The 13,871-nt window shown below is 71.6% G+C and carries 14 protein-coding genes; 8 read left to right on the top strand and 6 right to left on the bottom strand.

What is annotated here, in order from left to right; genetic code table 11:
• Positions 1-41: 41 nt before the first annotated feature.
• From ABFY07_RS23090 to ABFY07_RS23115, 6 genes are read left to right on the top strand one after another with little or no spacing between them, the layout of a single operon-like run.
• Positions 42-1,559 carry an ABC transporter substrate-binding protein gene (locus tag ABFY07_RS23090; protein WP_346176319.1) on the top strand — a complete coding sequence of 506 codons (1,518 nt, stop codon included), beginning with the start codon at positions 42-44 and terminating at the stop codon, positions 1,557-1,559.
• Positions 1,559-2,524, top strand: a complete 966-nt coding sequence (locus tag ABFY07_RS23095; protein WP_346176320.1) for an ABC transporter permease — start codon at positions 1,559-1,561, stop codon at positions 2,522-2,524. The genes ABFY07_RS23090 and ABFY07_RS23095 overlap by 1 nt, the downstream gene beginning before the upstream one ends.
• Positions 2,521-3,375, top strand: coding sequence for an ABC transporter permease (locus ABFY07_RS23100; RefSeq protein WP_346176321.1), 855 nt, complete (start codon positions 2,521-2,523; stop codon positions 3,373-3,375). Before ABFY07_RS23095 ends, ABFY07_RS23100 begins: the two co-directional genes overlap by 4 nt.
• Positions 3,372-4,172 carry an ATP-binding cassette domain-containing protein gene (locus ABFY07_RS23105; RefSeq protein ID WP_346176322.1) on the top strand — a complete coding sequence of 267 codons (801 nt, stop codon included), beginning with the start codon at positions 3,372-3,374 and terminating at the stop codon, positions 4,170-4,172. The genes ABFY07_RS23100 and ABFY07_RS23105 overlap by 4 nt, the downstream gene beginning before the upstream one ends.
• Positions 4,169-4,954: an ABC transporter ATP-binding protein gene (locus ABFY07_RS23110; RefSeq protein WP_346176323.1), complete on the top strand. Its 786-nt coding sequence runs from the start codon at positions 4,169-4,171 to the stop codon at positions 4,952-4,954. The genes ABFY07_RS23105 and ABFY07_RS23110 overlap by 4 nt, the downstream gene beginning before the upstream one ends.
• Before the next feature lie 52 nt (positions 4,955-5,006).
• The gene (locus tag ABFY07_RS23115; protein ID WP_346176324.1) at positions 5,007-7,493 is read left to right on the top strand and encodes a SpoIIE family protein phosphatase; all 2,487 of its coding nucleotides are present in this window, start codon (positions 5,007-5,009) and stop codon (positions 7,491-7,493) included.
• Positions 7,494-7,701: 208 nt separating this feature from the next.
• Here ABFY07_RS23115 and ABFY07_RS23120 read toward each other — a convergent pair whose 3' ends face one another.
• Entirely contained in the window at positions 7,702-8,520 is an 819-nt protein-coding gene (locus ABFY07_RS23120) for an HdeD family acid-resistance protein (RefSeq protein ID WP_346176325.1), read from the bottom strand.
• Positions 8,521-8,699: 179 nt separating this feature from the next.
• Between ABFY07_RS23120 and ABFY07_RS23125 the strand changes: the two genes are divergently transcribed.
• A complete protein-coding gene (locus ABFY07_RS23125) occupies positions 8,700-9,077 on the top strand; it encodes a DUF2267 domain-containing protein (protein WP_065966430.1) in 378 nt (125 codons plus the stop codon).
• A 5-nt stretch (positions 9,078-9,082) separates the two neighbouring features.
• On the opposite strand, the gene ABFY07_RS23130 is transcribed toward ABFY07_RS23125, so the two are convergent.
• The 5 genes from ABFY07_RS23130 to ABFY07_RS23150 all read right to left on the bottom strand — a co-directional run bounded on the left by ABFY07_RS23130 (position 9,083) and on the right by ABFY07_RS23150 (position 11,720).
• A complete protein-coding gene (locus tag ABFY07_RS23130; RefSeq protein WP_346176366.1) occupies positions 9,083-9,514 on the bottom strand; it encodes a TIGR03668 family PPOX class F420-dependent oxidoreductase in 432 nt (143 codons plus the stop codon).
• A gap of 81 nt (positions 9,515-9,595) precedes the next feature.
• A complete protein-coding gene (locus ABFY07_RS23135) occupies positions 9,596-9,751 on the bottom strand; it encodes a hypothetical protein (protein WP_170066603.1) in 156 nt (51 codons plus the stop codon).
• Positions 9,752-9,780: 29 nt separating this feature from the next.
• The gene (locus ABFY07_RS23140) at positions 9,781-10,257 is read right to left on the bottom strand and encodes an SPW repeat protein (protein ID WP_174589100.1); all 477 of its coding nucleotides are present in this window, start codon (positions 10,255-10,257) and stop codon (positions 9,781-9,783) included.
• A gap of 219 nt (positions 10,258-10,476) precedes the next feature.
• On the bottom strand, positions 10,477-11,451 hold the full coding sequence (locus ABFY07_RS23145) for an acetylxylan esterase (protein WP_346176367.1): 975 nt from the start codon (positions 11,449-11,451) through the stop codon (positions 10,477-10,479).
• 128 nt (positions 11,452-11,579) lie between these two features.
• The gene (locus tag ABFY07_RS23150; RefSeq protein ID WP_346176326.1) at positions 11,580-11,720 is read right to left on the bottom strand and encodes a winged helix-turn-helix transcriptional regulator; all 141 of its coding nucleotides are present in this window, start codon (positions 11,718-11,720) and stop codon (positions 11,580-11,582) included.
• A 232-nt stretch (positions 11,721-11,952) separates the two neighbouring features.
• Between ABFY07_RS23150 and htpG the strand changes: the two genes are divergently transcribed.
• Positions 11,953-13,869: a molecular chaperone HtpG gene (htpG, locus tag ABFY07_RS23155; RefSeq protein ID WP_428836995.1), complete on the top strand. Its 1,917-nt coding sequence runs from the start codon at positions 11,953-11,955 to the stop codon at positions 13,867-13,869.
• Positions 13,870-13,871: the final 2 nt, after the last annotated feature.

The following is a 13,871-nucleotide window of genomic DNA, read 5'->3' on the forward strand; positions in this document are numbered from 1 at the left end:
CGCCGCGCAGCACATCCCGCAGAAAAAGGCGTACCACCTCCATGAGCATCAAGAAGACCTCCCTGTACGGCGCCGCCGCGGCCGCCACCCTCGCCCTGACCCTCACCGCCTGCGGCGGGGGCGCGGGCGGCGGCGGTGCCGCGGGCGGGGCGTACGACAAGAACGCCACCGTCAACATCGGCTCGCTCTACGAGCCGCAGAACCTCGACAACACCGCGGGCGGCGGCCAGGGCGTCACCGAGGCGCTCAACGGCAATGTGTACGAGGGGCTGTTCAAGCTCACCGACGCCGGGAAGGTGGAGAAGCTGCTCGCCCGCGACTACAAGGTCAGCGGCGACGGGCTCACCTACACCTTCACCCTGCGTGACGGCGTGACGTTCCACAGCGGCAAGAAGCTCACCAGCGAGGACGTCAAGTACAGCCTGGAGAAGGTGATCGCGCCGGACTCGCAGTCCGCGCGCAAGAGCAACCTCGAGGTCATCAAGGACATCGCGACGCCCGACGCGAAGACCGTGAAGGTCACCCTCTCGAAGCGGTCGATCTCCTTCGTCTACAACCTCTCCTACGTCTGGATCGTCAACTCCGACGCCAAGGGCCTGAAGACCGCCGAGGACGGCACCGGCCCCTACCGGCTGGACAAGTGGACCCGCGGCTCGGCCCTCAGCCTCGACCGCTTCGCCGGCTACTGGGGCCGTGCGGCCGCCAACAAGCACGTCGTCTTCCACTACTACAAGAACGCCACGGCGCTGAACAACGCGCTGCTGACCAACGCCGTGGACGTCGTCACCAGCGAGCAGTCGCCCGACGCCCTCGACCAGTTCAAGAACAACCAGAACTACAAGGTCAACGACGGCGACTCGACCACCAAGCTGCTGCTCGCCTTCAACGACAAGGCCAAGCCGTTCACCGACGTCAGGGTCCGCCAGGCGGTGTCCGCCGCCATCGACGACAAGAAGCTGCTGGACTCCGTCTGGGGCGGCTACGGCAAGCTCATCGGCTCGATGGTGCCGCCCACCGACCCCTGGTACGAGGACCTCACCAAGGTCAACGCGTATGACACCGCCCGGGCGAAGAAGCTCCTGAAGGAGGCCGGCTACCAGCACGGCTTCACCTTCACCCTCGACACCCCCAACTACGACCCGCACCCCACCGCGGCCACCTTCATCAAGTCGCAGCTCGCCAAGGTCGGCATCACCGTCAAGATCCACACCATCACGCCGGACGAGTGGTACACCAAGGTCTACAAGAACCACGACTTCACGGCCACGCTCCAGGAACACGTCAACGACCGCGACCTGGTCTGGTACGGCAACCCCGACTTCTACTGGGGCTATGACAACAAGCAGGTCACCAGGTGGGTGGAGCAGGCCGAGGCCGCGGCCACCACGCGGCAGCAGACCGAGCTGCTGAAGAAGGTCAACCGCAAGACCGCCGAGGACGCCGCCAGCGACTGGCTGTACCTGTACCCGCAGATCGTCGTGGCGAGCAGCAAGGTGTCCGGCTACCCGGTCAACGGCCTCAACTCGCAGTTCTTCGCCTACGACATCAAGAAGGGCTGATGGCGCGGTATCTGCTGCGCCGCCTCGCCTTCCTGCTGGTGTCGCTGGCGCTCGCGAGCGTGGTGCTGTTCGTGCTGCTGCGCATGCTGCCCGGGGACCCCGCCAACGCGCTCACCTCGGTGGGTGCCGGACCCGAGCAGATCGCGGCGGCACGCCACTCCATCGGCTCCGACCGGCCGCTGCCCGAGCAGTTCACCCACTGGATCGGGCAGCTGGCCACGGGCGACCTCGGCACCTCCTTCGTCAGCTCCCTGCCGGTCGGGCCCGAGGTGTCCTCGCGGCTCGACGTCACGCTCCCGCTGACCCTCGCCGCGTTCGTCCTGGCGGTGCTCATCGCCGTGCCGGCCGGGTTCGTCGCCGCGTACAAGAGGCGGACCTGGTACGGCGCGCTGCTCAGCGGGGTGTCCCAACTGGGCATCGCCGTCCCGGTGTTCTGGCTCGGCATGATCCTCATCGCCGTCTTCTCGCTGAACGCCGGATGGCTGCCCGCCGGAGGCTTCCCCCAGGAGGGCTGGGCGGCGCCCACCGAGGCCGTCCGCTCCCTCGCGCTGCCCGTCGTCACCATCGCGCTGGTCATGGGCGCCTCGCTGACCCGGTACGTCCGGTCGGCCACCCTCGACGTCCTGAACAGCGACTACCTGCGCACCGCCCGCGCCCTCGGCTCCTCGTTCGGGCGGGCCATGTGGCGGCACGGGCTGCGCAACGCCTCCGTACCCGTGATCTCCATCCTCGGCATCGAGCTGGCGTCCACCCTGCTCGGCGCGGTCGTCGTGGAGTCGGTGTTCGCGCTGCCGGGCCTGGGCTCGATGCTCGCGACCGGCATCGCCCAGCACGACTACCCGGTCATCCAGGGCGTGCTGTTCGTGTCCACGCTCGCGGTGCTGCTGATCGGCTTCGCCGCCGACCTCGTGCAGCGCATCGTCGACCCGCGGCTGCGGAACAGGCTCTCCGGAGGCCCCCGATGAAGCGCCGCACCTCCCCGGCCGACCGGCCCAACCGGCCCAACCGGTCCTACACCCTGATCGCCGGCTGCGTCCTGGCCGGGCTGATCGCCCTGCTCGCCCTCGTGTCCCTGGTCTGGCTCCCGTACGCCGCCGACGACACCTCCGGCGGACGGCTCACCGGCCCCGCCGCCGACCACCTCCTGGGCACCGACAAGCTCGGCCGCGACCTGTTCACCCAGGCGATGACCGGCTCCCGGATCGCCGTCGAGGCCGGACTCGGGTCCGTGCTCGTCGCGGCCGTCATCGGCGTCACCCTCGGCGTGCTGAGCGCCTTCGCCCAGGGCTGGCTCGACGACACGCTCTCCGCGTTCCTCGACATCCTGATCGCCTTCCCGACCCTGCTGCTCGCCATGCTGATCGTCGCCGCCCGCTCGGCCACCCTCGGCTCGGCCGTGCTGGCGATCGGCCTCGCGCAGAGCGCCGTCGTGGCCCGCCTGGTGCGCATCCTGGTCAAGCGGGTCCTGGCCCAGGACTACATCACCGCCGCCCGCACCTCCGGCACCTCCTGGCCCCGCATCGTGGCCGGACACGTGCTGCCCAACATCTGGCCCACCCTGGTGGTCAACCTGGCGCTCCAGTTCGGCCTCGCCGTGCTGGCCGAGGCCGGGCTGTCCTACCTGGGCCTGGGCGCCCCGCCGCCGAACGCCTCGTGGGGCCGCATGCTCCAGGAGGCGCAGGCCACCTTCACCACCGCCCCGGCGGGCGCCCTCGCCCCCGGCATCCTGCTCGTGCTGCTCGTCATCGGCGTCAACCTCGTCGCCGACGGCCTGCGCGACACCCTCGACCCGGCCACCCGGCGGAGGCGCGCATGACCCTCCTGGACATACGCGGCCTCACCGTCCGCACCGCCGACGGGCGCACCCTCGTGGACGACCTCTCGCTGACCGTCGGCCCCGGCGAACGGCTCGGCGTCATCGGCGAGTCCGGCTCCGGCAAGTCGCTCACCACCCTCGCCGTCCTCGGACTGCTGCCCGAGGGCATGACCGCCACCGGCAGCATCGAACTGGCCGGCACCCAGATCGTGGGCGCGACCGAGAAACGGCTCACGACCGTACGCGGCCGGGACGCCGCCATCGTCTTCCAGGAGCCGCTGACCGCCCTGGACCCTCTCATGCGGGTGGGCCGGCAGCTCGCCGAACCGCTCCGCAGAAGGCGCCGCCTGGCCGGCGGCGCGCTGAAGCGGGCCGTCGCCGAGGCCCTGGAACAGGTGCGGCTGCCCGAGCCCGACCGCATCGCCCGCGCCTTCCCGCACGAGATCTCCGGCGGCCAGCGCCAGCGCGTCGCCCTGGCCATGGCCCTGGCCTGCGAGCCCAAGCTGCTCATCGCGGACGAGCCCACCACCGCCCTCGACGTGTCCGTGCAGGCCGAGATGCTCGCCCTGATCGACACCCTGGTGCGCGAGCGCGAGATGGCGGTCCTGTTCGTCAGCCACGACCTGGCGGTCGTCGCCAAGGTCACCGACCGCGCCCTGGTCATGAAGGACGGCCGTGCCGTGGAGGAGGGCACCGTGGAGCAACTCGTCCGGGCTCCGCGCGAGGAGTACACCAAGGCGCTGGTGACCAGCGCGCGACGGCTGGAGTCCGCCCTGGACCTGAGGAGCGCGCCATGACCCCCGCCTCGGAAACCACGACCCCCGTCCTCGAACTGGACGACGTCGCGCTGAGCTACCGGGGGAGCGCCGCCCCCGTCGTCCGGGACGTGTCCCTCACCGTCCGGGCCGGACACAGCCTCGCCCTGGTCGGCGAGTCGGGCGCCGGCAAGACGACCCTGCTGCGCCTGCTGCTGGGCCTCGCCCGGCCCACCGCCGGCACCGTGCGCTTCGACGGCGAGCCGCTCGCCCTCCGGGACCGCGAGCAGATGCGCCGCTTCCGGCGCGGCGTGCAGTGCGTGTTCCAGGACCCGTACTCCTCCCTCGACCCGCGCCGCCGGGTGGGCGCCATCGTGGCCGAGCCCCTGCGCTCCCTCGGCATCGCCGACAGGCGTACGGCGGCGCCCAAGGTGGCCGAGGCGCTGGAGCGGGTCGGGCTGCCCGCCGACGCCGCGCGGCGCTACCCGCACGAGTTCTCCGGCGGCCAGCGCCAGCGCATCGCCATCGCCCGTGCGACCGTGTGCGAGCCACGGGTGCTGCTCGCCGACGAACCCGTCAGCGCCCTCGACGTCACCACCCGGGTCAAAATCGTCGACCTGCTGGCCGAGTTGAAACAGGAGCGTGGACTGACGCTCGTCATGGTCTCCCACGACCTGTCGGTGGTCGCCTCCCTGTGCGAGCGCACCGCCGTGCTGGAGCGCGGGCGCGTCGTCGAACAGGGCGACACCGCCCGGGTGCTGGGCGACCCCGCGCACCCGTACACCCGCCGCCTCGTGGACAGCGTGCCGCGCCTGCCCGGCTGAGGAGCCGCCCGCGGAGTACCGTGGGGAGCCGGGGGCAGGACTGGCGAAAACGATGGCGAACACCGAGGAATCGCAGGTCACAGCGGCAGGGATACCCTTCGGCACGGCCGAGACCGCCACGGCCCTGCTGGACGGGCACGGGCTCGTCACCGGCTGGAGCGCCCCGGCCACCAGGCTGCTGGGCTTCACCGCCGCCGACGTGCTCGGCGCCCCGGTGGGAAAGCTGCTCGCCGTGGCGCCGGACGCGCGGGGCGTCGTCGCCGCGCTGGAGTGGACCAGGGACGAGGGCGGCTGGGCCGGGCTGGTGCCCGCGGTGACCCGGGAAGGGCGCCGCGTGAACCTGGGGGTGCGGATCAACGCCGTCACCGACGGCGAGGGCGCCGCACGGTGGGTGGTGAGCGCCGTCGGCACGGAGGGGGTGCCGTGGTGGGGCGCGAGCGGATCGGTGATCGAGCGGATGTTCGCGCTCTCGCCCATGGGCATGGCCGTGCTGAACAGCGATCTGCGCTACGTCTGGGTGAACGCGGCGACGGCACGCGCCAGCGGCATCCCGGCCGACAAGTGGCTGGGACGCTCGCTGGCCGAGATGCTCCCCGGGATCGACATCGAGGCCGTGGAGGCGGAGCTGCGGACGGTGCTGGACACCGGCGTCCCGCTCCTCGGCCGCGAGTACGTGTACCAACCGCCCTGGAAAGCCGGCCAGGAGCAGGCCCTGCTGGCCTCCGTCTTCCGGCTGGACGCCGCCGCGGGGAACCCGCTGGGCCTGTGCACCATGGCCAACGACATCACCGACCGCTATCTGGCCAAGCGCCGGCTGGACCTGCTGGACCAGGCCGGCGAGCGCATCGGCCGGACGCTGGACGTGGCACAGACCGCCCAGGACCTCGCCGACGTGGCCGTGCCCGAGTTCGCCGACCTCGTCACCGTCGATCTGCTCGACGCGGTGTTCCGGGGCGACGAGCCGCAGCCGGCGCCGGATCCCCGTACGGGGGCGGCGGTGCTGCGCCGGGCCGGGCTGCGGTCCGTGGGCGACGGCTCGCCGGCCACCCCGGTCGAGGTGGGGCAGACCGCCGCACACCCCGCCACCTCACCCGTCGCGCGGGCGCTGCACACCGGCCGGCCGCGCCTGGTGGCGCGGCTGGACCCGCACCCCGGCGACGGCGGGGCGCCGGGCCCCGAACCGATCGCCCGGATGCGGGAGGCGGGCTTCCACTCGCTGATGGCCGTGCCGCTGCGGGCCCGGGGCAGCCACCTGGGGGCGGCCCTCTTCTGGCGCGGGCCGCGCCCCCAGCCGTTCCAGGACACCGACCTGGCGCTGGCCACCGAGCTGACCTCCCGGGTGGCCGTCGCGGTGGACAACGCCCGCCGATTCACCCGCGAGCACAACGCCGCCCTGACCCTGCAGCGCGATCTGCTGCCGCAGGGGGCTCCCGAGCAGACCGCGGTGGAGGCGGCCTCGCTCTACCTGCCCGCCGACGCGAAGGCCGGCGTCGGCGGCGACTGGTTCGATGTGATCCCGCTGTCCGGGGCGCGGGTCGGGCTGGTCGTCGGGGACGTCGTCGGACACGGCATCCACGCCGCCGCCACCATGGGCAGGCTGCGCACCGCCGTGCAGACGCTCGCCGGCCTCGACCTGGCCCCCGACGAGCTGCTGGCCCACCTCGACGGCCTGATCGGACGGCTCACGGAGTCGGAGGGCCACGGCGGCGCCGAGGCCGGGGTCGTCGGCGCCACCTGCCTGTACGCGGTCTACGACCCGGTCAGCCGGCGCTGCACCCTGGCCCGGGCGGGACACCCGCCGCCGCTGGTGGCCGCCCCCGGCGGGCCCGTCCATGTGCTCGAGCTGCCCAGCGGCCCGCCCCTGGGCGTGGGAAACCTGCCCTTCGAGTCCACCGAGCTCACGTTGGACGAGGGCAGTGCGCTCGTCCTGTACACCAACGGCCTCATCGCCGCCCACGGGCTCGACGCCGACGCCGGGATCGAACGGCTGTGCGCCGCGCTGGCCGGGCCGCACCGGCCCGTCGAAGCTCTGTGCGAGCGGGTCATGGAGACCCTGCCGGTCAACCCGCCGGACGACGACGTGGCCCTGCTGCTGGCCCGCACCCGCGCCCTCGGCGCCGGGCAGGTGGCCTCCCGGGAGGTCCCCCGCGACCCGGCCGCCGTCTCCGACGCCCGCGCCTGGGCCCTCGCCACCCTGGGCGAGTGGGGCCTGGACGAACTCGCCTTCACCGCCGAACTGGTCGTCAGCGAACTGGTCACCAACGCCGTGCGGTACGGCTCCCCGCCGATTCGGCTGCGCCTGATCCGCGAGCGCGCCCTGATCTGCGAGGTCTCCGACCACAGCAGCACCTCCCCGCATCTGCGCCGGGCCGGCACGACGGACGAGGGCGGCCGCGGCCTGTTCCTCGTCGCCCACGTCGTCCAGGACTGGGGCACCCGCTACACCCCCGAGGGCAAGACCGTCTGGGCCGAGCAGCCCTTCGAGCCCCACGCCGCCGCCCTCGCCGCGGCCCTGGGGGAGGGCATGGCGGCCGGCTGACCCCCGGCCCGCACCGAAGGCGTACTCCCCCCCGGAGGTGTACTACCCCTCCACCCCGGACCCCGCCGCCCAGGTGCCCTCCCTCGTCAAGTCCCGCTCCGGGCCCAGCGGCTCCCTCGGCGTCACGCCCTGACGTGCGCCGGCGGGGCCGCCGAGTCGCGGATCACCACGCCGGGCGCGGGGGCCGGCCGTAGGCCGCCGCGGCGGCCTACGGCTGGGGGTGCGGCCGGAAGTGCCGGAAGTGCGCACGGTGTTCCGCTGTGCGCGGAGGGTGATGGCCGAGTTGCATCCGCAGCTGGATGCCGTGGATGACCTCGATCACGCCCAGCGCCAGCAGCCAGATGCCGGCCACCGCCGTGAGCGCGGCGATGGAGCCGAAGGGCGCGACGATCAGGATGATGCCGGCCAGGATGCTGATGATGCCGAAGAAGATCTGCCACCCGCGGGCCGGGAGCTGCTCATGGGAGATGGCCGCGGCGGTGAGCATGACGCCCCGCAGCAGCCAGGAGAATCCGATCCACAGGGCGAGCAGCAGGACCGACTGCGCCGGCCCCCGCAGACAGAGCAGGCCGAGCAGTACGGCGAGTCCGCCGCTCACGAAGCTCAGCACCCGCAAGTGCCCGGGCACATGGGCGGCGAAGGCCCCCGCGAGCTGGAAGATCCCGCTGATCAGCAGATAGGCGCCGAACAGGGCGCCGAGCACCGCCAGGGTGGTCCCGGGCCACGCCAGCACGATGACCCCGAGCACGATCGCGACCACGCCCGCGGTCACCATGACCTGCCAGGCGGCGTCGGACAGCATGCCCAGGGGACCGGCGAACGGGGACTCGGGGCCCGAGGGCCGCTCGCCGCGCCGCGGGGCACCGAACGGCTCGGTAGCGGGCTGTCCGGCACCGGGCGGTTCGGCGGCGTGGTGTTCCCGACGCGCCTGCCCGGGGGCGTGTTCCTCGGGACGGGGTTGTTCCGGACGGTGTTCTTCGGAACGGTGTGGTTCGGGTTCGTGTGGGGTGTCGGAGGAGAAGCTCATGCCGTCCACCTCCTCGAGGGAAACGTGTGATGGAACAGATGGCCGTACCCGACACCACCATCCTCTCCCCGCGCGTGCCTCTTCGCCTGATGACACGGTGCCTCGCACCCGGTGGGGGCGCGTGGCAAGGTGGGGTGTGAGCGACGTCCGAGCGAGGTGTGAGCGAGAAGGAGACCCGCATGGACGAGAGGGAGTTCTTCCAGGCGGTGGCCGACCGGGCGCGGTTGTCCAGGCAGGAGGCGGCCGATCTCACCCGCGCCACCCTGGAGACCCTGGCACTGCGGCTGACCGACGGCGAGGCCCGCGACCTCGCCCGGGAACTTCCCGAGCCGCTTCGGGAAGCGCTCCTCCGGGGACAGGGGGAGGTGCGGCTCTTCGAGCCCGAGGAGTCGGTCCACCGGGTGCGCGGGCGCACCGGACTGTCCGAGTCCGAGGCGGACCGGGGTGTCCGCGCGGTGCTGCGGACCCTGCGGGAGGCCATCTCGCGGGAGGAGTTCGACCACGCGATGTCCCAGCTCGGCAGCGGTTTCGCGAGGATGGCCGAGCCGGCCGGCTGACGCTCTCAGGCGGCCCGCCAGCCGCTCCACCGGCCCACCGTGACCTCCACCACCGGCCCTGACGGCGGCCGCTCCCCGTACTGCGCCGGATACTTGCCGACCAGCAGCCGCGCATATCCCGCCGAGGTGGCCGAGGCGTCCGCCGGCGACAGCACCCGGGCCGTGCCGTCGGCCCGCGCCCACCACAGCAGGTCCCAGTCCTCGGCGTAGGCGTCCACCAGCAGGCATACGGCGGGGTGGGCCCGGATGTTGTCCAGCCGGGTCAGCCGCGCCGACCGCTTGGGTTTGTGGTCGACCGCCGTCACCACCGTGTCGCCGGACACCGCGAAGACCACCGGCACCAGATGCGGCCGCCCCCCGGCGGCCACGGTGGCCAGCCGGGCGACCCTGGCGCGCGCGAAACGCTCCCGCGCCCAGGCGCTCGTCATGGTGGGCATGATGGTGGTGGCACGGCGGCGTGAGGCCATGGTGACACGGCAGCACACGCCGGGCCGGATGCCCGGCGCCCGGGTGTGCCGCTACCGCTTCTTCTCTTCCTCCTCTTCCTCTTCACGCTCCCCCTCCGCCTGTGAGGGGGTCGACACCGGCACATCGGGGTGGTCGGCGCGGCCCGGGGTCTCGTTGTCGCGCTCGCCTTCCGCCTGGGACGGGGTGGTGCGGTAGGGCTCGCTCATTGGGAACGCTCCGTTCGGTTTCCGGGCCGTCACCGCCCCGTACGAGCGGCCGGGCCCCGGCCGCCGCCCCCGCCCCGGGCGGCCTTGGTCGCGTACGAGCAGGCGACGAGCGCGAGCACGACGGCGACGGCGCCGACGACGACATTGCTGATGATGGTGCGGGTGGTGGCGACGCTCCCCGAGACCACCCACGGCGCGATGATGGTCCACACGCCCAGCAGCACGGCGGCCCAGGCCATGCCGTGCGTGCGCTCATAGGCATGGCCGAAGCCGCCCGTGAGCAGGGCGTAGGCGATCCCGACGATCAGATTGGTGACGGCCAGGGTCATCATGCCGTTGAAGCCCGCGATCCAGGGGGACGCGGCAAGGTACAGACCGGTGATCAGGCACATCGCCTCGACGGCCTGGGCCAGGGGCCTGGTCGCCGCCTGTTCCGCCCAGGTGTGGCGTTCCCGCATTTGCAGGATGTCCGGATGGGACTCGATGGTCGCATGGGTCGGTTCCATCGTTTTCGCCTCCTGCGGTCAATTCTCTCCGACCCCCCGAGTGCCCGATATGGGGTCCGGTATCGCGCGAAAACCCAGAAACTTCGCGAGATGCCGCGAATCCGGCAACGCTCGCCGCGCTGCGCGGCCCCGGGGCGTACGGCGGCACCACGGCGCGTCTGCACGTCTACGTCGACGCCTACGACCTGGCCGAGCGCCTGGGCCCGGAGGGTGTCACCGTCACGCGGACCGCAGCCTCGGGGGCAGCCAGTCCAGCTGGACCTCCTGATGGGCCGGCCCGCCGCCCTCGTGGTCGTTGAAGGAGTAGACCTCGATGCGCTTGTCCTCGCCCGCGTAGGCGTTGTACGCGGCGAACACCGTGGACGGCGGGCAGGTCTGGTCCTCCAGCGCGGTCGAGAAGAGCGCCGGCGCCCGCCCCCGGGCGGCGAAGTGGACGCCGTCGAAGTAGGAGAGCGTACGGAAGATCCGCTCGTCCCGGCCGATGTGGGTCCTGAGGTACTTGCCGATCTCCCGGTACGGATCGCGGTCGGTCAGCGTCGCCGCCCGCTCGAAGTGGCACAGGAAGGGCACATCGGGGGCGATCGCGGCCAGGTCCGGCACCAGACCGCCCACGGCCAGCGCGATGCCCCCGCCCTGGCTGGTGCCCACGACCGCGGTGCGGGCGGGGTCGGCGAGCGGGTGGGAGCGGGCCGCCTCCACCGCGCGCACGGCGTCGGTGAACACCCGCCGGTAGTAGTAGTCCTCCGGGTTCTCGATCCCCCTGGTCATGAACCCGGGGTACGCGGGCCCGGAGCCGACCGGATCCGGGGTGTCGCCGCCGGACCAGCCGCTGCCCTGGCCGCGGGTGTCCATCACGAAGTGGGCGAAACCCGCGACCGGCCACAGCAGATGGGTGTGCGGCAGCCCGCGCCCGCCGCCGTAGCCGATGTACTCGACCACGACGGGCAGCGGCTCCCGGGCCCCGGCCGGGTGGAGGAACCAGCCCTTGACCGGATGGCCGCCGAACCCCGCGAAGGTGACGTCGTACACCGCCACCCCGGTGAGCGCCGTGGCGACGGGCTCGAAGGCGGCGTTCAGCTCGTGGTCGCGGGCCTCGGCGAGGGTCTTCTCCCAGAACCGGTCGAAGTCCTCGGGCTCCGCGACGCGCGGCCGGTAGCGGCGCAACTCCTCGAGCGGAAGGTCGAACAGGGCCATGCGCTCCAGCTCCCTTTCGGACACGCGGAACAGCGGACGCTTGAAACGAACGCTTGAAACGACTCAATCCTGCAACGACGCAAGCCTGTGCAGGAAACCATCGCGCCAAACCCCCTGACAAGGGGTGGTCAGATCGGCAGCGGCGCCCCGGCCCGCTTGACCCCGGCCCGGCGCAGCGCGAGCAGCCGGCGCCGGACGGTGGAGTCGGACCAGCCCGTGGCGGCCGCGAGTTCGGCGTAGCTCGGGTGCACCGCAGTCGGATGGTCCACGCGGCTGTAGGCGGCGCCCGGCTGTCGATCTGCAGGGGGTGCACCAGACCGCGGTCGATGTCGTCGAGTATGACGGGATCCGTGTTCATCGGGGCCAGCATGCCGGTTTCCGGCACCGGGCGGGCGACCCCCTCTAAGCTGACGTCAGGTACTCCCTCGTGAAAGGAAGCATGTGAACACACAGGCCGAGACGTTCGAGTTTCAGGTCGAGGCGCGCCAGCTCCTGCAGTTGATGATCCACTCCATTTACTCCAACAAGGACGTCTTCCTGCGGGAGCTGATCTCCAACGCCTCCGACGCGTTGGACAAGTTGCGGCTGGAGGCGCTGCGCGGCACCGAGCTGCGGGCGGACACCTCCGATCTCCACATCGAGATCGAGGTCGACAAGGAGCACCGCACGCTGACCGTGCGCGACAACGGCATCGGCATGACCCACGACGAGGTGGTCGGGCTCATCGGCACCATAGCCAAGTCCGGCACCGCCGAGTTCCTGCGCGAGCTGAAGGAGTCGAAGGACGCCGCCGCTTCGCAGGACCTGATCGGGCAGTTCGGCGTCGGCTTCTACTCCGGCTTCATGGTGGCCGACCAGGTCACCCTGGTGACCCGCCACGCCACGGAGACCCGGGGCACCCGCTGGGAGTCCACGGGTGAGGGCACCTACACCATCGAGGAGCTGGACGAGGCGCCCCAGGGCACCTCCGTCATCCTGCGGCTCAAGCCGGAGGACACCGAGGACTCCCTCTTCGACTACACCTCGCCGTGGAAGATCAAGGAGATCGTCAAGCGGTACTCCGACTTCATCACCTGGCCCATCCGCATGGCCACCGAGTCCACGGACGCGGACGCGAACGCGACCACGGACGCGGAGGCGGAGGCGGACAAGTCCGAGGACGAGGCCGGGGAGAAGGCCGGGGACGAGCCGCGGCTGGAGACGCTCAACTCGATGAAGGCCCTGTGGGCGCGCTCCAGGGACGAGGTCTCCGACGACGAGTACCACGAGTTCTACAAGCACATCAGCCACGACTGGAACAACCCGCTCGAGACCATCCGCATGCAGGCGGAAGGAACCTTCGAGTACCAGGCGCTGCTGTTCATCCCGTCCCAGGCGCCGCTCGACCTGTTCATGCGGGAGCGCAAGCGCGGTGTGCAGCTCTACGTCAAGCGCGTCTTCATCATGGACGACTGCGAAGAGCTCATGCCGGAGTATCTGCGCTTCGTCAAGGGCGTGGTCGACGCGCAGGACCTCTCGCTGAACGTGTCCCGCGAGACCCTCCAGCAGGACCGCCAGATCCAGCTGATGCGCCGGCGCCTGGTCAAGAAGGTGCTGTCGACGGTCAAGGACATGATGTCCGAGAACGCCGAGGGCTACGCGACGTTCTGGAAGGAGTTCGGCCGCGCCGTCAAGGAAGGGCTGCTGGACGACTTCGAGAACCGGGACGCGATCCTGGAGATCTCCTCCTTCGCCTCGACCCAAGACCCGGAGCGGCCCACGACCCTGCGGCAGTACCTGGACCGCATGAAGGACGGGCAGCAGCACATCTACTACATGACGGGCGAGTCGCGCTCCATCATCGAGAGCTCCCCGCACATGGAGGCCTTCCGGGAGAAGGGCTACGAGGTGCTGCTGCTCACCGACCCGATCGACGAGATGTGGGTCGGCTCCGTGCCGGAGTTCGACGACAAGCAGTTCCAGTCGATCGCCAAGGGGCAGGTGGACCTCGACACCGAGGAGGAGAAGAAGGAGGGCGAGGCCGAGCGCGAGCAGCGGAAGAAGGACTTCGCCGAGCTGCTGTCCTGGATGACGACGACCCTCAGCGAGCAGGTGAAGGAGGTGCGGCTGTCCTCCCGGCTCACCACCTCGCCCGCCTGTGTCGTCGGCGACACCCATGACGTCACGCCGCAGCTGGAGAACATGTTCCGCGCCATGGGCCAGGACATGCCCCAGATCAAGCGCATCCTCGAGCTCAACCCCACCCACCCGCTGGTGACCGGGTTGCGCGAGGCCCACAGCGCGGACCCGGACGCGGCGGGGCTGGCGGAGACGGCCGAACTCATCCACGGCATGGCGGTCCTCGCCGAGGGCGGCGAGCTCGGCGACCCGGCGCGCTTCATCAAGCTGATGGCGGACCGGCTGCAGCACACGCTGTGACG

It is taken from the genome of Streptomyces sparsogenes subsp. cuspidosporus (assembly GCF_039532705.1).
GTDB lineage: Bacteria > Actinomycetota > Actinomycetes > Streptomycetales > Streptomycetaceae > Streptomyces > Streptomyces sparsogenes.

Coding starts and splice junctions, on each gene's coding strand:
- ABFY07_RS23090 (WP_346176319.1), top strand. CDS start 42: ATGAGCATCAAGAAGACCTCCCTGTACGGCGCCGCCGCGGCCGCCACC.
- ABFY07_RS23095 (WP_346176320.1), top strand. CDS start 1,559: ATGGCGCGGTATCTGCTGCGCCGCCTCGCCTTCCTGCTGGTGTCGCTG.
- ABFY07_RS23100 (WP_346176321.1), top strand. CDS start 2,521: ATGAAGCGCCGCACCTCCCCGGCCGACCGGCCCAACCGGCCCAACCGG.
- ABFY07_RS23105 (WP_346176322.1), top strand. CDS start 3,372: ATGACCCTCCTGGACATACGCGGCCTCACCGTCCGCACCGCCGACGGG.
- ABFY07_RS23110 (WP_346176323.1), top strand. CDS start 4,169: ATGACCCCCGCCTCGGAAACCACGACCCCCGTCCTCGAACTGGACGAC.
- ABFY07_RS23115 (WP_346176324.1), top strand. CDS start 5,007: ATGGCGAACACCGAGGAATCGCAGGTCACAGCGGCAGGGATACCCTTC.
- ABFY07_RS23120 (WP_346176325.1), bottom strand. CDS start 8,520: ATGAGCTTCTCCTCCGACACCCCACACGAACCCGAACCACACCGTTCC.
- ABFY07_RS23125 (WP_065966430.1), top strand. CDS start 8,700: ATGGACGAGAGGGAGTTCTTCCAGGCGGTGGCCGACCGGGCGCGGTTG.
- ABFY07_RS23130 (WP_346176366.1), bottom strand. CDS start 9,514: ATGCCCACCATGACGAGCGCCTGGGCGCGGGAGCGTTTCGCGCGCGCC.
- ABFY07_RS23135 (WP_170066603.1), bottom strand. CDS start 9,751: ATGAGCGAGCCCTACCGCACCACCCCGTCCCAGGCGGAAGGCGAGCGC.
- ABFY07_RS23140 (WP_174589100.1), bottom strand. CDS start 10,257: ATGGAACCGACCCATGCGACCATCGAGTCCCATCCGGACATCCTGCAA.
- ABFY07_RS23145 (WP_346176367.1), bottom strand. CDS start 11,451: ATGGCCCTGTTCGACCTTCCGCTCGAGGAGTTGCGCCGCTACCGGCCG.
- htpG (WP_428836995.1), top strand. CDS start 11,953: ATGATCCACTCCATTTACTCCAACAAGGACGTCTTCCTGCGGGAGCTG.